We start from the raw sequence: 22423 nt of genomic DNA, 5'->3' as shown, positions 1-22423 counted from the left end.
ATTATTCTCTTAATTAAAGCTTGGAATTATAAACCAAGTGATTTGCTAATATTCCAGAAGGTATTTTTGATTGTTTGTTTAGTATTTCTGTATTTGCAAAAACAATAAAATTATCCTTTGCTCTAGAAACTGCGACATTGAGCATATTAGGCTTGTTATCCCTATCAAAAAACATTGTTCCCGAATCATCTTTTCCATAGACCATTGAAAATAAAATAATAGGTCTTTCTGCTCCTTGCAGAGCATGGACTGTTCCTAATTTTAAAAGGTTTACATCAAATCCAGCATTTCTCAATGCGTTACGCAAAGTATTTTTTTGTCCAACAAAAGGTGTAATGATTCCAACAATGTTTTCAATACTCTCTCCAATTCCATTCTTTTTATACTTTAGTTCGATATTGCTTTTATTAGAAATTAGCCAATTTACAATCGCATCTACTTCATTTTGATTATATCTACTGGAATTTAAAGTTGTTGATTTTCCTTCTACATGTATGCAATACATTGGAGGAAATAATAAATTGTCAGGAGCTTTTCCTTTAAGAGCTTTCAATTGACCTTTATATGCCAAAACATTACAATACTCAATTATTTCATTATAACAACGTCTATGCTCCAATAATGTTAATCCTTTTTCATCAAAATTGTCTGATTTAACATTACATGCATTTTGAGCCATTTTCATTATACTTCCTGTTGAAGATAAAAATCCTTTGTGGTCATACTCTTTCTCATAAATCTCATTCTCATAATTCGTTATTATTTCGCACTTTTTAAGATTACCAATATCAACTTTATTAGATACATTCCAAATTGGCTCAATTTGTTTGACATCTCCAACGATTACTGCTTGTTTTGCAAGAGAAAAGGTTGCAACACCAACTTCTGGTGTTACCTGTCCTGCTTCATCAACAAGTAATAAATCTACAAAATCATAAAGTGGTGGATTGTCAAAAATATTAGTTCCGTCCTCACTTTGTTTGAAAAATTTATAATAACTGAAAAATTTCGGAGCCATATAAAATGTACTAACAAAACAAGGCGTTAGCATAGCATGGCGTCTCCATCTATTTTTAATAGCACCAATGCCTTTTTTCTTAAAATTAGGATCTGTTAAATCTATTTCTAATTTCATAAGCCATCTGCCCTCCCAATAGTGTAAGGCTAATTGAAAAGCCTTATGACGAAGGCTTACATCTAGTTCATCATAAAAGCAATTTGGTTCTGTTTTATTTCTTATCTTAGAATATTCAGAATCCCAATATTTATCTTCATTCTGTGGAGGATTTCCAATAATTGAATTTTTAACTTTCCAATCTTTCCATCTTTTTACAGAGTTTGAAATTGAATCAGCTAATCTTATTTTTTTATCTATTTTATCAAGAATATCAATCTTATTATATAAAAAAACATCAGTTTCTTCTACTAATGAATCTCTCAACAAAATTCTAATCTCGGATTTTCTATTTTGAAGAGCTGATTTAAATCTAAAAAAACAAAACAGCTTTCTGAAAAATGGTTCATTACTAAAGTAAAAGATAATTTTTTCTTCCAATGTTTTAAGATCACTAATATCTGAATCAAAATAAGATTCGTTTAAAAGTACACCTGTATAATATTTATCTTTAATTGCTTTAGAAACATAATATTCATTCTCAAATTGGCTTTCCATACTTAAATAATCATTCCAAATAGCAGAAGCTTCTTTCAGATTATTTTCAATCTTAATTATCTCATTTCTAAGCTCAGTGGTTACCGATTGAATATTTAAAATTTCCTTCTTAAAATAAATTTTGCTTTTTTCAATAAAATAACTCTTAGCTTCTTTGAGATAAGATTGATTTTCTATATCATTAAACAATCCTTCACCATCTTCTTTCTTATAATTAATCCCCTTTAATTCTTCTATTGTTTTTATTTTTGATGATAAATAAGTTGCATATCCATTGATTTTAGGAATCCACCTTCCTTGTAAATCTCCTTCTTTTGTATTTGATTTAGAAAAACTATCTATAATATTTGTAACAGCTTGATTATTTGTTGAACAAGCCAGAATTAAAGATGCTTCACCACCTTTAATTGCACTTTCAACTATTTTATTCGCAACCATGCTCTGCAATAAAGTAGTTTTTCCTGTTCCAGGAGGACCATTTACTGCAAAAACTTTATCATTATGCTGTAAAAAGGTATACAAACTTTTTCTCTGTGAAATGGAAAGAGGGTGTTCATATCCCATTTGTCCTAAATGCAAAAAATTGGAATCTATAAATTGCTTTACTTCCAATGGCAGATTTACAGTATTGTTTTGTAATGTAATGACGTTCTTTAATAAATTTGGAATCTCTTTTTCTTTTAATATTTTTTCATACAATTTTATTATACCGATAGCAGCATTAATTTCTTCATTAGGCAAAAGAATGATTCCACTTTTTAACGTTTCATATCCTGAGGTTATATAATCTTTAAAATCTTGGTCAATTGCCAATTTAAAAACATCTTGCAGATAGTTTATATAATCCAAATAGTTGGTAAATTTTTCTTTTCCTACGGCAGTAGCTTTATCAATATTTTCTAGGGATCCAAAAATGAACTCTGTACGCTCATCAGCAAGCGGCTCTAAATATTTTCTTTGAAAAATGGGAAAAGTATCATCTGGAACATTTAATTTACCGAACCTATCTACTTTTGCAAAAAACCAAAAAGGAAATTTTGGTTTTTTATCCTTTAAATACACCAAATTTTCGGTAGTAGGCTTAATTTTAATAGGAGAAATTAAAATGTGTATATCTTTTAGAGAAACCCAATTTTCACTTTCTTTATTTGTTATTCCCTTTTTCTTATTTAAATTTTCTTCTTCAAAATCTATTAACTTATTTATTTTTTCAAGTTCATTTATGACAGTATCTTCAATATTAAAGACATCAACTTCAAAATGTTTAAGGTTTTTAAGATCAATATCACTTTTTAAAGAGTCAGATAAATTTTTTTTCCAATATGTAAGCCATTTTTTATATTCCATTATAAATATATTTAGTTACATTCATTTACATTTTTCAATTAAATAATCTACTTTACTTGCTTTATTAACTTATCTAAAATTAAAGAAAATTCATCAGCTTGATTAAAAATCTTGACATACACAGATTTTATAGTTTCTTTATCTATCTCAATTCCATCTGATTGTGGAGTTAGTCTTAAAATTTTCTCAAATCTTATGTTTAAATTTTTATTACTTCCTATAAAAATAACCCTTTTGTTGGTAAGATATAAACTTCCAGAATCAATATATTTTGTATAAACCGCATTATTATTTTTTTGAGGATTTAAAAAAAATCTTTTTATTTTTTTAGTATCAGAATTGTAATTAATAGGTTTGTGTTTATAGTTTTTTAATTCATGCCATTCTACAGCATCAATTTTGAAATAACATTCTTCGGATTTCTGAATCTGAATATCACATTTAATTGTTTCAAGAGGTAAATTTTCCAGTTTCCAATAAATTCTGAGTCTTTCTAATTGTTTATTGATTTCTTTATTAAAGTTTAAATCAATATTTAATCTTTCTCCTGTTTCCAAAACTTCCTGTTGAAGGGAAGGTGAAAAATCTAATTTATGAATAATATTTTCAAGGTAATTTTGCATGAAATTTTGTTTGCCATCTCTACAAATTTTATTAACCAATGACTTTGGAAGTTTAAGATCCTTTTCAATTTTCTCCAGTAAAATTTCTTCTTTTTTTACTAACCTTCCATTTGAGATAGATTTATCGAAAAACTTTTTATAGACTATAACTCCAATATCTTTATTTAATTTCCCTATCGATTCTTCACTTAGCGATAAAATTGATTTTAAATTATTTAAGTTATCAAAATCTGAATCACATAATATTCCATCATCTAAGCAATGATTTAAATAAACAGCATAAAATTCTTCTAGGTTTAGTTTGAATTCATCTTTAAGACTAATTTGATAACGCTCTTCTATTTCATAAATAAGATCTTTAGAAATCTGATTTATAGGATATGATGCCAATAAATTATTTAACTCAATAACACTATTTTCTACTGGCAATTGCTTAAATATTCTTTGAAAAAAACTAACCTGCACTAAAGGAACTTCTTGAAAAACATTATTTACCATAATTTATTCGTATTTTCTATATTCTTCGTAAACTGGTTCGCTCCAATTGCAAACACCTCCATGATGAGAACAAGTCCCTCTTCCTGTTGAATTTGACGTTGTTCCATCACAACATCTTGTTACATAATATGCAATTCGTTTTTTTAAAGGATTAATTTTGTTATAAAGCTTCTCAGCATCTTTATCTCCAAGACCAATTGCAGTTTTACTATCAGAAACAGCCTCTTTGAGATTACCTGTCTTGCTATAACATATCGCTCGTTTTACACGTAAACCAGCATCATTTCCATTATTATCAATAAGTGTATCTAAAAAAGGAATCGCCCTTCTATATTCTCCAGAATTAATAAGGTCTAGTGCTACTATTCTCGAAATATTACTTTTTTCAATTTCGATTTTATCTCTATCCAAGGGTAATTTAGCAAAAAACATTGCTCTGCCTAATAGTTTTTTTGCATCACTTATTTTATGCTTATCCGCTTTTTCTGAAATTGCATTGAGATAGAAGGATAAACTATCATTCCTATTTTTTTCTTCCTTTTCTAATTCAGCTTTCTGTTTTTCTTCTTGTGCTATTTTAAGTTTTAATAAATGAGCCTCCTTTTTATCGATCGAAGCATAATGAGCTAAAAGCGGTATTGAAAACAAGAAAAGAACCAGTCCAAAACTAAATTTTATTTTTGTGGTAAGATTAAATCTAAATTTTTTTTCGATCCACTTATGTCCTGGAGGAATTATCAAAAACCCAATAACACCTAAAAATAAAGTCAATAATGGATGTTTTAAAGATACTACTGCCCATAATAAAAAAATCAATCCACCACTCCAACTTAAAAAATTCTGAATAGGATTAACTTTTTTAGTTTGATCAATACGTCCAGTAAAATAATGCTTTAAAACTTGTGATTTTTCTGGAATCAAATTAGGTACATACTTCATATTATTATCTTTATCTTTTAAGATTCAAACTTATTAAATTCCAATTTTCTAAGATTACTGTTTTCCGTAAACATAAGTTATTTATTAAAAGAAATAAAAAAGCAATAAATAAATTTTATCACTTATAAATTTGATTTTCAGCATTCTGTACAGAATTACTCCTATTCTGTATTTTCAATTCCGTTTTGCTTTGTACTTTTATATTCCTATCCAACCTATTTTTTTTAAATATAAAACCAAAGAATTTTGAAAAAACATCTTTTTATTATAACTCTTCTAACGGCTAATTTTACGGCTTTCTCTCAGAATAAAATCATTACCGTTAGCAACACTTTAAAAGTAGATCGAGAATTTGAAACCATCGAATTAACTAAAAAATCTCTTGGATTGGCTTCTAATGCAAAACTCGAAGATTATTCAATTAAAAACGGCAATACATTTTTAGAAACGCAAACCGTAGATACTGATGGAGACGGAAATGCAGATTTGCTTTTATTTCAACCAAAAATCAAAGCTTCTTCTAAACAAGATTTTGAAGTTTTGGTTGGATCAAATCCTTCCTCTTCAAAAGTGATTAGCTGTTATTCGCGTTTTGTTCCAGAACGCACAGACGATTATGCTTGGGAAAACAACAAAGTCGCTTTTAGAACTTACGGACCTGTCGCACAAAAAATGGTGGAAGACAAAATTCCTGGCGGAACTTTAACTAGCGGAATCGACGCTTGGCTCAAAAGAGTCGATTATCCAATCATTAATAAGTGGTACGAAAAAGCTACTAACGGAACAGGAACTTATCATAAAGATACTGGAGAAGGTTTGGATAATTTTCACGTGGGCGACAGTCGCGGCGTAGGCGGAATTGCTGTAAACGTTGACGGGAAATATTACTTTTCAAAGAATTTCATCAGCTGGAAAACCATTACAACAGGTCCGATCAGAACGAGTTTTATTTTAACGTATGCCGATTGGGATGCGAAAGGAAACAAAATAACCGAATCAAAATTGATTAGTTTGGATTACGGAAGTCAGCTTTCTCGTTTTGAAATCAATATTACAGGAACCAAAACCATTTCTGCAGGTTTAACGCTTCATGATAAAAAAGGAACAATTGGTACTAATTTAAAAGAAGGCTGGCTGAGCTATTGGGAACCTATCGATGATTCTGAAATCGGAATTGGTTTAGTTACTCCAAAAGGTTCTTTAACTAGTTTTGACCATCATGTTACGAACGAAAAAGATCTGAGCAACTTATACGGAAACATTGCTGTAAAAAACAATAAAGCCATTTATTATGCAGGTTTTGGATGGAAAAAAGGAAGTCCGTTTCAAACCAAACAAGAATGGGAAAACTATTTGAGTTCTTTTGCAGAAAAGATTAATAATCCTTTGATTGTTAAGGTGAGGAAGTAATGGTTTTGTCGCGAAGGCGCTAAGATACGAAGATTTTTAAGCCACAGATTAGAGGATTAAAATGATTTTATTTCACGCAGATTTTGCTGATTGAAGCAGATTAATTCAGATTTTAATTCAAAACAAATCTGCTTAAATCTTTTTAAATCTGCGTGAAACAAAAAACTTTGCGTCTCAGCGACTTTGCGAGATTAAAAAACTTAGCGACTTAGCGCCTTCGTGGCAAAAAAACTATCGCTTAGCCGGAAAATAATTCTCCTTCAAAATAATCTCCAGCGGAATATAATGCGTCCGTTCCGTTTCTTCTTGAAGAACCAGTTTTTTATACAAATAATTAATTCCCATATAACCTTGATCTTCGGGTCTTTGGTTGATTAAGAAATCAATAACTCCTTTGTTTAAGTATTCGATGTTTTCTTTCAGCAAATCAAAACCAATAATTCGAACCCCTTTTATATTGTTTTTTTCTAAAAATTCTGCCACAATATAAGCTCTCGAATTCGGTACAAAAACGCTATTTACTCCCGAGAACATTTCCAGATTGAGCTGATCTCTTCCTGAATCTTTTAGAGAAAACTCAGAAAATTTAAAATTCGTCAATTCATCGTGATCCTCAAAATAAGAATAAAAACCCTTTATGCGCTGCTTATACACAGAAGTGCTTTCAATTTCTCTTGTAATTTTAAAAATCAAAACATGGCGTTCGTTTTTCACAGCAAAACTAATTAACCTTCCAGCCAAATAACCGCTCTGAAAGGCATCTTGTCCCACATAGGCATGTTCGTTTTCTTCAGAAACATTCGAATCGACCATTACAATCGGGATATTCTTCTTTTCATATTCTTTTAAAAACTGAACAGAATCTTCATAAAAAATTGGTGCAAACAATAAACCATCGTTATCGCATTCTAGCACTTTTTGTGCAGATTCTTTAAACGATGCCAGATTGTAATCGTAGAAAAAATAGTCTAAAACAATTCCGAACTTACTGAATTCCGAAGCCGCTTTTTCAATTCCATCAATCTGACTTTTCCAATATTCCAGCGTTTCTGATTTTGGAAGGAAAACCGCAAAATGAAACTTTTTGTTCAGAGCCAAATTACTTGCCAATATATTTCGAGTATATCCAAACTCTTCAATTATAGCATTAACCTTATCAACGGTCTCTTGTGCTACTTGTCCGCGTTTGTGTATAATCCTGTCGACAGTTCCGGCAGAAACATTAGCTAATTCGGCAATTTTTTTTATTGTTATGATATTGATTCTTTTTAAGTTAAAAAAATAAAAGCAGTAGGGTAAAATTAATTTATTTTATCAAAAATAAGTTGTTTTACATTACATTTTGCATACATTTGTAAAATACCGTGTACGCACACGCAAATATACACATAACATTAAAAAACAAAAATAAAACATACTAAAATGATACTAGATTCCTTACATAATGCATCAAAATACTACGGTTTGCATCCCAATTTCAAGAAAGCTTTTGATTATGTAAGCCAAAATGATATTGCGAATCTTGAAGAAGGCGCTTTTGAAATTGGTGAAGGTTTAAAACTAATTGTAATTGTGGGAGAAGGAAACACAAAAGAAGAAGCGGTAAAAGGATTTGAATGCCATGACAAAAACATTGACATACAGATCTCGATTAAAGGTCCTGAAACTTTTGCGTGGAAACCTAGAGAGAAATGTGTGAATCCGAATGGCGAATACAGTGACGAAAGAGACGTTCGATTTTTCCATGATGCACCAGATACCTTTTTTGAAATGCAGGAAAAACAATTTGCCATCTTATTTCCAGAAGATGTTCATACTGCAATGATTGGTAAGGGAGCGCTTAAAAAGATTGTTATTAAAGTAAAAATATAATTATGAGTACGATTCAGAACTCGATTGATGTTATTGTAAAACAAGGAATGCTTCCGCTTTATTTTAATGCTGACGAAAGCAAAAGTCTTGCGGTTTTAAAAACCTTATATAATATCGGAATTAGAGCCGTTGAATATACAAGCCGTGGCCCTGAAGCGCTTTCTAATTTCAAAAAAATGATTGAAGTAAGAAATGCCGAAATGCCAGGAATGCTCTTAGGAATTGGAACCATCAAAAATTTGGCGCAGGCAGAAACCTATTATGTAGCAGGAGCCGACTTTTTTATCAGTCCGGGTTTTGTTCCTGAAGTAGCTTCATTTTTAATTTCAAAAGATATTTTATACGCTCCGGGCTGTATGACTCCAACTGAAATTATTGCAGCTGAAAATGCCGGAGTACAATTCATTAAACTTTTTCCTGGAAATATTTTAGGTCCAGATTTTATGAGTGCCATTAAAGACATTTTTCCAAACTTAATTTTCATGCCTACAGGAGGCGTTGATACTACCAGACAAAGCATTGAAACTTGGTTTAATGCTGGCGTTTCTGCCGTTGGAATGGGCAGCAAATTAATCAGCAAAGAAGTAATGGAATACGAAGCTTATGAGACAATTGAAAAAGAAACAAAGAGAGTTTTGGATCTGATTGAAGCTATCAGAAGTTAAAATTCCAAAATTTGAAATTCCAAATTCCAAACTCAGTGACGAATAATTGGGAATTTTAAAAAACAAAATATTAAAACTAATCATAACCACACTTTATATTCCAAATTGGAATTTGGAATTTAAAGTATTGAAAATTAAACTAAATAATGGATTCGATATTCAATCTAGAAGGAAAAATTGCCTTGATTACGGGAGGTGCCGGAGTTTTAGGAAGCAATTTTGCAAATGTATTGGCAAAACAAGGTGTTATTGTCGGAATCGTTTCTCAGTCGCTTGAAAAAGCAGAGAGTACTGTAAAAGCTATTGAAGCAAACGGAGGAAAAGGTTTTGCTGTTCAAGCGAATGTTTTGGTTAAAGAAGAATTAGAAAAAATTAGAGATTTTATCGTTGAAAAATACGGCCGTCTTGATATTTTGATTAATGCTGCCGGCGGAAATATGCCAGGTGCCACGATTCAGCCAGATCAAGCTATTTATGACATGAAAAGTGATGATTTACAAAAAGTAATCGACCTAAATATTATTGGAACTATGCTTCCAACTCAGGTTTTTTCTGAGCTTTTTGCAAAGCAGAAATCAGGAAACATCATCAACATTTCTTCGGCATCGGCGCAAAGACCTTTAACGAGAGTGGTGGGTTATTCGGCTTCCAAAGCGGCAATTGACAATTTTACACAATGGATGGCGGTTGAATTGGCTCAAAAATACGGCGAAGGAATTCGTGTAAACGCTATTTCTCCAGGCTTTTTCATTGGAGAGCAAAATCGCGCTTTATTACTGACTCCAGAAGGAAAACTGACTCCAAGAGGCGAAAAAATCATTGATCACACGCCAATGGGAAGATTTGGAACTCCAGAAGATATTGACGGTGCGCTTTTATTTTTATGCAGCGACATGTCGAAATTCGTTACGGGAATAACATTAAAAGTAGACGGAGGTTTTGCCGCTACAAGTATTTAAAAATATTAAAACAAGTACATAAAAATGGAACAAACATTAAGATGGTTCGGACCAAATGATCCTGTTTCTTTACAAGATATTAAACAAACCGGTGCAACTGGAATTGTAACAGCTTTACATCACATTCCAAACGGGCAAGTTTGGAGTATTGATGAAATCATTAAAAGAAAAGTGGAAATTGAACACGAAGATGGAGATCCTAAAAAAGGAGCTTCTGGCTTGACTTGGTCGGTTGTGGAGAGTATTCCCGTTCACGAAGACATTAAAAAACAGACTGGAAATTATCTTCAATACATTGAAAACTATAAAGAAAGCATCAGAAATTTGGCTTTATGCGGCATTAAATGCGTGTGCTATAATTTCATGCCGGTTTTAGATTGGTCAAGAACCGATTTGTCTTATACGGTTGAAGACGGTTCAAAAGCTTTACGTTTTGACATCAACGCTTTTGCTGCTTTTGAATTATTTATTTTGAAAAGACCAGGTGCTGAAAATGAATATTCTGAAGAGCAGAAACAAAAGGCAAAAAGCTATTTTGAGGCCATGACTGCTGATGATAAAGTAAAACTTCAACAGAATATTCTGGCTGGACTTCCGGGTGCAGAGGAAGCTTATACCGTTGAAGATTTCTTAGTGACTTTAAGCGCTTACAATCATATTGACAGACAAGCTTTAAAGAATAATCTTTTTCACTTTTTAAAAGAAATTATTCCGGTTGCTGAAAGTAAGGGTGTTTTGATGGCCATTCACCCAGACGATCCGCCTTACCCAATTTTAGGTTTGCCAAGAGTGGTGAGCACAGAAGAAGATTTGATCGAATTAATGAATGCTGCTCCTTCTCCATCCAATGGTTTTACCATGTGTACAGGTTCTTACGGTGTTCGTGCTGATAATGACTTGCCAGGAATAGTAAGACGTCATGGCGATAAAATGAATTTTATTCACTTAAGAAGCACCCAACGCGACGAAGAAGGAAGTTTCTACGAAGCCAACCATTTGGAGGGTGATGTTGATATGTACGAAGTGGTAAAAGCAATTTTGGAAGTTGAAAAAAGAAACAACAGCAAATTGCCAATGCGTCCAGATCACGGACACCAAATGCTGGACGATTTGAAGAAAAAAACAAATCCGGGTTATTCTGCTATCGGCCGCTTGCGAGGTCTTGCAGAACTCCGCGGACTTGAGATTGGAATAAAACGATCTTTATAGGATTTTGCCGCTAAGGCGCTAAGACACGAAGTTTTTTTATTTCTCTCGCAGATCTTGCAGATTATGCAGATTTTAATGAGATTTAAATTTAATAAATCTGTGCAATCTGCTTAAATCATTTTAATCCCGATAGCTATCGGGAGCGTGAAATAAAATAAAACTTGTTTTTTTTAATCTCGCAAAGGCGCTAAGACGCAAAGTTTTTAAGACATACAAGCAAACATAGCCCAAGGTTTCAACCTTGGGAAATGTATTGTGATTTACGTTGCGTTCCAATGGTTGAAACCATTGGCTATGAGAAAAAAATCGCTAAATCTGCGTGATCTGCGAGAGAAGAAAATTCGTGACTTAATGATACAAAACCTTTGCGACTTAGCGTCTTTGCGAGACTAGAACACAAAGTTTTTATATAAAGCCTTAGCGCCTTAGTAGCAAACTCTCAAAAAAACTAACTAACCACAAAAACCACAAAACCATGATTCGCCAAATCCTTCTTACATCCTGCGGTCTTTTCATGAATACTTTATTGGCGCAGGAATTACCTAAAATAATTACATCCAAAACCAATTATCTCCCTGATTTCAGTTACGCAGGATATCATTTCGGCGAAAGCCAAATTCCTGAAGCCAAAGGAAAGGTCATTAATGCCACGGATTTTGGAGTAAAAGCCAATGACGAATTAGATGATTCAAAAGCGCTTTTAAAAGCTTTTAAAGTAGCTAATGCCGTTGAAGGAAACGTAATTTTGCAATTGCCTGCAGGACGAATTATTCTTAGCGAAATTCTCTACATCGAAAGAAGCAATTTTGTCTTACGCGGTGCTGGTTCCACTGAAAATGGAACCGAGATTTATTGTCCGAGACCGATGATGTATCTTAAAGATTCGGAAGTCTTGGCTGAACTCCGCGAATATCTCACTACTTTCGACAAAAGACAGCGCGAACCCGAAAACAATATCGATCTTCCTTTTTCGCAATACGCATGGTCGGGCGGTTTTATATGGACGCAAGTTCCAGGCGAACGTGTAAAATCGTATCTCGATAAATACGAACCTGAATCTAATCCGTTGGCGAAAGTCAGTTCGGGGAAAATGGGCGAACATATTATAACCGTTTCGGATGTAAAAGACTTGAAAGTTGGAGATATTGTCGAATTGCAATTGTTTAATAAAGATGGCGAAAACGGCGAAATCATTAAAGATTTATATCAAGGAGCCAAAGTAAAGCCTGGTTCTCATCATTGGAAATTTCCAAAGCTGCCAATTGTGAGACAGCAGGTTGAAATCACTAAAATTTCAGGCTCTAAAATTACCTTAAAAACACCATTAACCATTTCGGTTAAACCAAGTTATCAGGCACAGTTGGTAGAATGGAAACATTTAAACGAAGTCGGAATTGAGCATCTTCGTTTTACTTTTCCTGACATTCCGAGAGTAGCGCATCATGTTGAACCTGGCAATAATGGGATTTTCCTGACTCGTCTTTTCAATAGTTGGGTTAAAGATGTTAAAATCACCAATGCTGATAGCGGCATTTTAGCCGAAGAAGTTTCTAACATAACGATTCAAGATATAACAACCGACGGCCCACATTTGGCGCATTATACCGTAACTTTAGGCGGAGTACATAACGTTTTGGTTCAAAATCTGAAAATATATAATTCTGCTGTTCATCCCTTAAGTTTCAATACTTTTGCGACTAAAAACGTCTATAAAGATTGTGAAATATTTACAGATCCTGTTTTAGACCAGCATTCTGGAGCCAATCACCAAAATTTGTTTGACAATATTACCGTTCATTTAAAAGCTGATAAAAACAATAGTTACGCTTTGTTTGGCGGAGGCGGCGCTGAATACTGGAAACCTTCTCACGGACCTTTCAGCACTTTTTGGAATCTAAACGTTCAAGTTGAGAATCCAGATACTTCAAAACCAGTTTTACTATACGGAATGAAAGACGGTGCTTTAGCCAGAATTATTGGTGTTCTTGGAAATGCAAAATTCGAAATCAAATACGATATTGATCCTTATATTGAATTTTTGAATATGCCGATCGAAAAAATTCCTTCGTTGTATGATTATCAGTTAAAAAAACGCTTAAAATAGCCAAAATATCTGCTACAGTTTGCAAGGATTTTTTCGCCACGAATTCACGAATTTTCTCTAATCCATTAAATTGATTTTATTTGTGTTGAAATGGTTAAATACACACGAATTATTCAAATTAAGATTGCGAATAATTCGTGGATTTGCAGCTAACAAATACCACATAAATCGAGTCCTAAAGATTAGAGTAAATTCGTGACTCGAGCGACAGCGAATTGGCGAAGCAATTCGTGGCTAAAAAAAATTAAACATAAACGCTATGAAATATAAAATAGCTTTTCTCACAATTGTATTTGTTTTCGGGAATCTATTTTCCCAAAATAAATACCGCCTTAAAAATTTTTCCACAACTGATGGGCTTTCACAGAGTTCTGTCATTGCTATTCATCAGGATAAATTGGGGCAAATGTGGTTTGGAACCCGCGATGGTTTAAACAAATATGACGGAAGCCGATTTACGATTTTCAGAAATGATGCTACTGATAAATATTCCATCAGCAACAATGATATTTTAGCGATTGAAGAAGACAATTCGGGAAAAATCTGGGTCGGAACTTACAATGGTTTAAACTGTTACGATCCTGTTTCGAATCGTTTTACCAGATATCTTCATACCAAAGCCAATCATACGATCAGTAATAATGCCGTTTGGAGCATTAGGGAAATTGGCGGCGAAATGTGGTTCGGAACTTCAAAAGGATTAACGATTTACAACAAAAAATCAGGATTGTTCACTTCCGTTTTTCATTCAGATGATGATGCTTCTACCCTTCCGAGCAATAATATTTTAAACATTCTAAAAACTAAAAATGGCGAAATCTGGATCGGAACCACAAAAGGTTTATGTCAGCTGAAAGATAGAATTAACGGAAAATTCAGCTTTAAAAATTATCCGTTAAACACAACAGATTTACTTAATGTGCAATCTGTAATCGAAGACAAAGATGGCAGTTTATGGGTGGGAACAAAGAACAAAGGGCTTTTAAAATTCAACTTAAAAGAAAAGGCTTTTGTTTCGTTTTTACCTGCCGACAAATACCGCGAAATCAATACGGATATTCGTTCTTTAGTAATAGACAAACAAGGCGCTTTATGGGTTGGCGCTTACGACGGAATTTATATTTTAGGACAAGATAAAAGTCTGCAGAAAATTAACAACACCAATAATAACAACGGAATCGACAAAGTAAAGTCCGTTTTTATGGATAAAAAAGGTTCCATTTGGATCGGATGTTATTACAAAGGAGTAAATCTTTGGGATGTTTCAAACGTTAATTTCTCCAATTACAATCAGAATTCTAAAAAGATTCCGATGAGTTTTGATGTGGTAAGTTCGATCATTGCAGATAAAAACCAGAACATTTATTTTGGTACTGAAGGCGGAGGAATCACGATTTACAATAAAAATACCCAAGCTGTAAATTATATTAACAGCACGACTGGGCAAGCCAACAAAAATGACATCAAAGCCATGTGTTTGGCAGACGATCATATTTTATGGATTGGGACTTTTTCTAAAGGATTATCGGCTTATAACACCGTTTCTAAACGAATAGAAGACAACCGAATTGCGTCAGACTTAGCCGCTTTGCTAAAAGACAGCGGCGTATATGCTCTAAAAACAGAAGGCACTATTTTATGGATTGGCACTTTTGGAAAAGGACTGATTCGCTACAATACGGTCAGCAAAACTTTTGATTCTATTGGAAACGACAACACCAAACCTGTTTTTTTAACCAACAATATTCTAAGAACAATCTTAGTTGACAGTCAAAACTTCCTTTGGGTAGGAACACAAAATGGTCTAAATCGCATTCCGCTTCAAAATTTTAATCCGAAGAAATACCAAATACAGCATTTCTTTTACGATCATTCAGCTTTATCAGGTGATGATATCCTGACTTTGTTTCAAGATTCCCAAAACAAAATCTGGGTCGGAACAAAAGCAAAAGGACTTCATTATTTTGATGGAAAAAAATTCAATCCAGTCAATCTAAAAGTTGGAAACAGCGTCATTACTTCCATCCATTCTATTTTAGAAGATGACGATAAAAACTTATGGATCAGTACCAATCAAGGAATCATTAAATACAATACAATCAAGAAGTCTATCGCAATTTACGATCAGAAAGACGGTTTAGCGAGTAACGAATTCAATGATAACTCGGCTTTAAAATTAGATTCAAATCAGTTTTATTTCGGAAGTCCGTCGGGAGCAACTTTTTTTGATGCCACAAAAATCTCCTTAAACCATTATGCTCCTCAGGTTCTAATTACCGATTTAAAAATTAAAAACGAAACAGTAAATGCGCATGATAAAGACGGAATTTTAGAAAAAAGCATCGGTTTTACCAAAACGATAACCCTTGATTACGACAAAGCGAATTTCTCAATCAGTTTTGCAATTCCAAATTACATTCGATCCAAAAACAATCAATATAGTTATCGTCTAACAGGTTTAGAAAACAACTGGACAACTACGAAAAACAGTGAGGTTAATTTTGCTATTCAGAACCCAGGAACGTATACCTTTGAAGTACGCGGAGCAAATAACGACGGCGTTTGGAATAAGACTCCTGCAACTTTAACTGTTATTGTAAATCCCGCTCCGTGGCGCAGTATCTGGGCATTTATGTTGTACGGAATTGTAATTGGTTTAGGTTTATACGGTTTGATTTGGATTATGAAATCGAAAGCCCGACTGAAACAAAAATTGGAACTGGAATATCTGGAAACGCAGCGAATTGAAGAAAATAACAAACTGAAACTAGACTTCTTTACCAATATTTCGCATGAATTCAGAACGCCTTTAACTTTGATTCTAGGTCCGTTGCAGCAAATTTTAGCCGATTATAACGGAACCAACGAAATGTACAAAAAGCTTCTGGTTATTGAAGGAAGCGCCAATCATCTGTTGAGTTTGATTAACCGCTTAATGGATTTCAGAAAACTAGAAAATCATCAAGTTACGCTAGAATCTGCAAACGGAAATATTGTCAAATTCACCAAAGAAATCTTTTTATCTTTTATCGAATATGCCAAAGACGGCGGTTACGACTATACATTTGAAACTGAAAACGAAGAAATTCTGGTATATTTTGACCGCTATAAATTGGAGCGTGTCTTTTATAATCTGATTTCAAATGCTTTTAGATACACTCCAAAAGGTGGTTCTATCAAAGTCAAAATCAATCACGATCAGCAGAATCTTTTTATTGCTGTTGAAGATTCTGGCGTGGGCATTTCTGAAGAACATATTGATAAAATTTTCGATTTGTTTTTTGAAATTCCGATGCACAATCAGGTTCAGAAGAATTATAATAAAGGAACAGGAATTGGCCTTTCGATCGTAAAAAACATTGTAGAACTGCATAAAGGAAAAATTGATGTTACCAACAAAACAACGGGAGGCGTTATTTTTAAAGTGACTTTGCCGCTTGGACGCGAACATCTTTTGGACAGCGAAATTATTCCTGATTTTAAAATCAGTGATGATGTGGCGCAATATGCAGCCCAATTGGAATCATCGGAAGTTGTTGAAAATGATGACATCGAAGACTTAATTGTGAACGATGAAAAACAGACTATTCTACTTGTTGAAGACCATAAAGTCTTGAGAAAGTTCATGAAAAATCTTCTCAAAAAAGACTACAACATTATTGAAGCCGAAAATGGCAGAATCGCTTTAGAAAAAGCGTTGAAGTTTGTTCCGAATTTGATTATCAGTGATGTGATTATGCCTGAAATGGTTGGAACAGAGCTTTGTTCGAAAATTAAAGAAAACATTAAAACCAGTCATATTCCGGTTATTCTGCTCACTTCTAGATCATCATTGGTTTACAAATTTGAAGGATTGGAAAGCGGAGCCGATGATTACATCAGTAAGCCTTTTAATTTAATGGAATTCAGGCTTCGCGTAAAAAATCTTCTCAACACAACGGAACGTCTACGAATTAAATTTTCAAGCGAAGACAGTTTTATTCCGTCAGAAATCACGGTTTCTTCTCTAGATGAAGAACTTTTGAAAAAAGCTTTTAAAATTGTAGAAGAAAACATTTCAAACGAACAATTTGATATTCCGTTTTTCTGTTCAGAATTAGGCGTAAGCCGAACCATGCTGTTTCTAAAAATTAAAGCTTGGACCAATTGCACGCCAAATGAGTTTATTCACGAAATCAGATTAAAACGTGCGGCTCAATTATTAGAACAAAATAAATTGACGGTTTCAGAAATCAGCTATAAAGTCGGTTTCAACAATCCGAAATACTTTAGCAAATGCTTCCAGAAAAAGTACGGAGAAACTCCCTCTCAATACGCCGACAAATTTTATAAATCTTCGGCCACTTTTTAGAAAATCCGTATTTTTAAAGGCTTTAAAAAGGGTATCTGTATTTTTAGATACCCTTTTTTGTATTTCTATTTCTTTTGCCACTTATACATTTGCGATATGAAAATCAAAAAAACAAATTTCTTATTGCTGCAAATTCTATTTGTAATCCTCATAATCGGAATGAGTTTATTGCTTTTCTACTTTATCTAACTTATTAACCTTAAAACCAAAAAATGAATGTTTACAAACCAAAAAAACAAATCGTTTAAATGGTGTTTGCTGGTATCTTTTTTACTGGCAAATATCGTGATGCACGCACAAGAACGAAAAGTGACTGGAAAAATAACTTCCAGCGAAGATTTACTCGGACTTCCTGGTGCTAATGTATATATCAAAAACTCCTCTGTTGGCGCTTCTGCCGATATGGACGGAAATTATACGGTAATTGTAGGAGAGAAAAATGCTGTTTTAGTTTTCAATTTCGTCGGATTTCAGACCGTTGAAGTCCCTGTAGGAACTAAAAATGTTATCAACGTAAGTTTAAAACCAGACACAAAAGCACTGGACGAAGTTATTGTAGTAGGTTACGGTACGCGTAAAAAGAGCGACATTACAGGATCTGTTTCTTCTGTCACAGCAAAAGAACTGACGGCTTATCCTGTTTTAAATGCAGAACAGGCTTTGCAAGGTCGTGCAGCGGGTGTTTCGGTAATGTCTAATAATGGTGGCGAGCCTGGAGCTCCTACAAAAATCAGAGTTCGTGGAGGAACCTCAATTAATGCCAGCGGAGACGCTCTGATTGTGGTTGACGGCTTTGCAGGAGTTTCTATGCCAGCTCCACAAGACATTGCTTCTATTGAAGTTTTAAAAGATGCTTCGGCAACGGCAATTTACGGATCTCGCGGATCGAATGGGGTTATTATGGTAACAACCAAGAAAGGAAAAGCGGGAAAACCTGTAATAGAATTCAGTAATTCGACTTCTATTCAGTCGGTAAATAATAAATTGGATTTGTTAGACGCAGATCAGTTTGCTGCTTACAGAAAAAGTTTTACTACTCATACACAAGGTCCTGCAAATACAGATTGGCAAGATGTTATTTATCGTGAAGGAATGATTTCGAATACGCAATTGTCTTTTTCTGGCGGATCGGATAGCGTGAGATATTATGTTTCTGGAACGTATTTCAATCAAAATGGAGTGGTAATCAATTCTGGAATTGACAAATACACTATTGTAGGTAATCTTGAAGCCGATTTATCGCCAAAGTTTAAAGTGGGTTTAAACACTTTTACAAGCAAACAAAACAAAGAAGGAATTGTGAGCCAGACAAGCGCTGGAGGAACTGGTGCCGCTGGTGTAATTGCTTCAGCTTATCGTTTTATGCCTGATAAAGGAATTTACAATGCAGACGGAACGTATACCACCACTGCTCCAATTGGAGACGATATTGACAACCCATACGCAACCGCAATGGAAAATATCTTGGAAACGGTTTCTGTCGTAAATCGAAACAACTTCTTTGCCCAATACCAAATCACAAAAGATCTTGATTTTAAAACTACTTTAGGTTTAACAGACAACAATTCGCAAACAGGAAGATTTATCCCTTCTACTTTAATTGCAGGAAAAAATATCAAAGGAGAAGCTTCTGTAAACAATACCAGATTTTCTTCTTTCCTAACAGAGAATTATCTGACTTTCAAACGTGAAATTATCGACAAAGGAATGTTGACGGTTTTGGGAGGATATTCTTATCAGAAAAACAAAAACGAAAATTCGTATGCTGCTTCTAGAGGATTTTTAACGAATACCAATTCATACCGAAATTTAGGCGCTGGAACCGTTTTCTTAAAACCTGATTCTGGCTTATCTGAAACGGAATTGATTTCTGCTTTCGGAAGGTTAAATTTTGATTATGCTGATAAATATTTGATAACGTTTACTGCAAGACGAGACGGCTCTTCAAGTTTTAGTAAAAATTACAAATACGGAACTTTCCCTTCGGGAGCCATTGGATGGAACATTAGCAAAGAAAACTTCTTAAAAGACAATAAAACGGTTTCTAACTTGAAATTAAGAGCGAGTTATGGAGCAACAGGAAACCCTTCAATCGGTGCCTACTCTACTCTTTCTCGATTTTCTGAAATTTATTTTGTGAGCGGCGACGTGATTACCAATGCGGTACAGCTGACTTCATTGGATAATCCGAACTTAAAATGGGAAACATCTTATCAGCAGGATTACGGAATTGATTTAGGTTTGTTTGATAACCGAATTAGCATTACAGCAGATTATTATAAAACGATCACCAAAGATTTATTGTTCAACAGACCGCTTCCAGGAATCTCTGGAATTGCTTCTCAGCTCCAAAACGTGGGAGAATTGGAAAATAAGGGATGGGAATTAGGAATTAATACGCGCAACTTTATCGGTGCCGATTTTACTTGGTCGACGAACTTCAATATTTCTTCAAACAAAAATAAAGTGTTGAAATTAGCTGACAACAAAGATCTATTAATCAATTCTGCTCCTGGACATTTCTTAGCTACAGAGTCGCAGATTTTAAGAGTTGGCCAGCCTGTTGGTTCTTTCTTCGGATTTATTTATGATGGTGTAATTCAGCAAGGTGAAACCGTTTTGCCAGGAAACTTTGAAACGGCTCCAGGTGGTGAGAAATTCAGAGATGTAAACGGTGACGGAAAATTGGATTCTCAGGATAAAACCATTATCGGGAATCCGAACCCAGATTTCATCTTCGGGTTCAACAATGATTTCACGTATAAAAATCTGGACTTGAATATCTTCTTCCAAGGTTCGCAAGGAGGTCAAATCTTAAATTATACTTTGATGGAATTGGCTTCTGGAAACAATAATGCTACAACTGAGGTTTTAGATGCTTGGACACCAACTCATACCGATACCAATGTTCCTGCAAATGCAGCAAGAACGAAAAGAATTACTTCACGATTTGTTTATGATGGAAGTTATATCCGTTTAAAAAACATCTCTTTAGGATACAGTTTAGACGAAAAAATAGTTGCAAAAATGGGATTAAGCAAAGTTCGTTTTTATATCAGTGCGCAAAACATTTGGACAATTACCAATTATCCTGGAACAGATCCTGAAACAAACTATCTAAACGATTCTAATTCAAGAAGCAACACTTATTTAGGATTGGATTACGGAGGATATCCAAACGTAAGAACGTTTACAGCAGGATTCAATTTAAAATTTTAATCTAATACAACTATGAAAAAATATATAGCTCTTCTTTGTTTTGGAACACTCGCTTTTTTCAGCTGTTCTGATCTAGAAGAAAAACCAGTAGGAATTATTCGTCCAGAAAACTTTTTCAACAACACAGACGATTTACAGGCCGCTGTAAATGGAGCTTTCGCTAATATTGCCCACAACAATTATTGGGGAAGAGAATTTACAATTGCCCTAATGCTTCGCGACGATATGGCCGATATTGGCGATAGAACGACGCAAGCCGCGCGTATCGACGTAAATGACATGTCTATGAATGATACAAATGCTCTTGTAGCCAACTTTTGGCCTCAATCTTATGTTATTATCACAGCAGCAAATCAGGCGATTGAAGGCGCTAAAAAAACACCTGGAGATCCAGCAAAAGTCAACGCTATTGTAGCACAGGCTTATTTTGCAAGAGCTTTTGCCTATTATCATTTGGTTCGTCTTTTCGGAGATATTCCGTATGTTGATTTTGTGGTGAATGATGTGTCGCAAGTAAACTCTTTGCATAAAACCAAAGAAGCAGATGTTTATCCGAAAATTATTGCCGATTTAGAATTTGCAAAACAGTGGCTAGATGATAAACCAAAAGTAAAAGCAGTTCCAGGAAAAGGTACAGCTGCAGGATATTTGGCTTCTGTGTACCTTACTTTAGGAAATTTCCAAAAAGCCTATGACGAAGCAAAATATGTCATTACAAATGAAGCGAAATTTGGTTTAGGACTAGATGCCGATTTTCAAGATTTATTTAATGCTACTAAAACGGCTTCTTTAAAAGAACCTCTTTTTACAATCGACTTTAACAACTTAACATCAGGAAATTACGGTCAGGATTATACAGCGTTCTTTACAGGATCGTTAAAAGATGACAGTTATAGCTACGGACAAGGTTTCTCTGTTGCTGTTCCTTCCTTAAAAGTGTTCAACACTTGGGATCAGAGAGATTACAGAAGAGCGGTAAGTTTTGATACGATCATCAGAAAGAAAACAGGTCCAGGCGGATCGCTTCAAGTTTATCCTTCTAGCGACAACGAAAAAGCGCCTCGTCCGCATATTGCGAAATATTTCCGTTTTCCGGGAAAAGCAGGTGCTAACGGAAGAACTTCGCAGCATAATTACATTACCATGCGCTTTGCTGAAGTTTTATTAACGGCTGCCGAAGCTTTAAATGAAATTAATCCAGGAACAACAGAAGCCGATGGTTACGTAAATCGCGTTCGCGCTAGAGCAAGAAACAAAGCAGGAAAATTGGTTTCTTTTCCAGCAAACGTAACGCCTGGATTATCTCAAGTTAATTTCAGAAAAATGGTGATCGACGAAAGAAGATTAGAACTAGCTTTTGAATATGTGAGATGGTACGATATTAAAAGGCTAAAAATCGGACCAGAAGTTTTTGGACCAAACGGCTTAGAACCGCATGCTAATTTTGATCCAAATAGGGATTATTTATGGCCATTGCCGGGAACAGAATTGGCTATTAATCCGAATTTAAAACCGAATAATCCTGGTTATTAATCGTATTTAGGACGCGGATGAA

The 22423-nt window shown here is 34.2% G+C and carries 13 protein-coding genes; 9 read left to right on the top strand and 4 right to left on the bottom strand.

Translation table 11 applies throughout. The features are described from left to right. Positions 1–13: 13 nt before the first annotated feature. The 3 genes from J7574_RS19795 to J7574_RS19785 are packed head-to-tail and all read right to left on the bottom strand — an operon-like array spanning position 14 to position 5079. Positions 14–3019 carry an AAA domain-containing protein gene (locus tag J7574_RS19795; protein WP_290972755.1) on the bottom strand — a complete coding sequence of 1002 codons (3006 nt, stop codon included), beginning with the start codon at positions 3017–3019 and terminating at the stop codon, positions 14–16. A 47-nt stretch (positions 3020–3066) separates the two neighbouring features. After that, positions 3067–4140: a hypothetical protein gene (locus J7574_RS19790; RefSeq protein WP_290972752.1), complete on the bottom strand. Its 1074-nt coding sequence runs from the start codon at positions 4138–4140 to the stop codon at positions 3067–3069. A 3-nt stretch (positions 4141–4143) separates the two neighbouring features. After that, a complete protein-coding gene (locus tag J7574_RS19785) occupies positions 4144–5079 on the bottom strand; it encodes a hypothetical protein (protein ID WP_290972749.1) in 936 nt (311 codons plus the stop codon). A gap of 246 nt (positions 5080–5325) precedes the next feature. On the opposite strand from J7574_RS19785, the gene J7574_RS19780 reads away from it, so the two are divergent. Beyond that, positions 5326–6489: a DUF4861 family protein gene (locus J7574_RS19780; protein ID WP_290972746.1), complete on the top strand. Its 1164-nt coding sequence runs from the start codon at positions 5326–5328 to the stop codon at positions 6487–6489. A gap of 231 nt (positions 6490–6720) precedes the next feature. Here J7574_RS19780 and J7574_RS19775 read toward each other — a convergent pair whose 3' ends face one another. Next, positions 6721–7728: a LacI family DNA-binding transcriptional regulator gene (locus J7574_RS19775; RefSeq protein WP_290973126.1), complete on the bottom strand. Its 1008-nt coding sequence runs from the start codon at positions 7726–7728 to the stop codon at positions 6721–6723. Positions 7729–7911: 183 nt separating this feature from the next. Between J7574_RS19775 and J7574_RS19770 the strand changes: the two genes are divergently transcribed. From J7574_RS19770 to J7574_RS19735, 8 genes are all read left to right on the top strand, one after another. After that, the gene (locus tag J7574_RS19770) at positions 7912–8361 is read left to right on the top strand and encodes a YhcH/YjgK/YiaL family protein (protein ID WP_290972744.1); all 450 of its coding nucleotides are present in this window, start codon (positions 7912–7914) and stop codon (positions 8359–8361) included. Between the two features lie 2 nt (positions 8362–8363). Next, the gene (locus J7574_RS19765) at positions 8364–9026 is read left to right on the top strand and encodes a bifunctional 4-hydroxy-2-oxoglutarate aldolase/2-dehydro-3-deoxy-phosphogluconate aldolase (protein WP_290972741.1); all 663 of its coding nucleotides are present in this window, start codon (positions 8364–8366) and stop codon (positions 9024–9026) included. A 146-nt stretch (positions 9027–9172) separates the two neighbouring features. Beyond that, entirely contained in the window at positions 9173–9985 is an 813-nt protein-coding gene (locus J7574_RS19760; protein WP_290972738.1) for an SDR family oxidoreductase, read from the top strand. A 24-nt stretch (positions 9986–10009) separates the two neighbouring features. Then, the gene (gene uxuA / locus J7574_RS19755) at positions 10010–11194 is read left to right on the top strand and encodes a mannonate dehydratase (protein ID WP_290972735.1); all 1185 of its coding nucleotides are present in this window, start codon (positions 10010–10012) and stop codon (positions 11192–11194) included. Between the two features lie 475 nt (positions 11195–11669). Continuing rightward, positions 11670–13298 (top strand): hypothetical protein, encoded by a 1629-nt coding sequence (locus J7574_RS19750; protein WP_290972732.1) that lies wholly within the window; start codon positions 11670–11672, stop codon positions 13296–13298. Between the two features lie 259 nt (positions 13299–13557). After that, complete coding sequence (locus tag J7574_RS19745) at positions 13558–17649, top strand: two-component regulator propeller domain-containing protein (protein ID WP_290972730.1); 4092 nt, start codon at positions 13558–13560, stop codon at positions 17647–17649. Between the two features lie 216 nt (positions 17650–17865). Further along, a complete protein-coding gene (locus J7574_RS19740; protein WP_290972727.1) occupies positions 17866–20868 on the top strand; it encodes a TonB-dependent receptor in 3003 nt (1000 codons plus the stop codon). Positions 20869–20880: 12 nt separating this feature from the next. Next, a complete protein-coding gene (locus J7574_RS19735) occupies positions 20881–22401 on the top strand; it encodes a RagB/SusD family nutrient uptake outer membrane protein (protein WP_290972725.1) in 1521 nt (506 codons plus the stop codon). The last annotated feature ends 22 nt before the right edge of the window (positions 22402–22423 follow it).

Source organism: Flavobacterium sp. (assembly GCF_017744675.1).
Taxonomy (GTDB): domain Bacteria; phylum Bacteroidota; class Bacteroidia; order Flavobacteriales; family Flavobacteriaceae; genus Flavobacterium.
The sequence above is the reverse complement of the archived record's forward strand: the minus strand, read 5'-3'. Positions and strand labels throughout refer to the sequence as shown.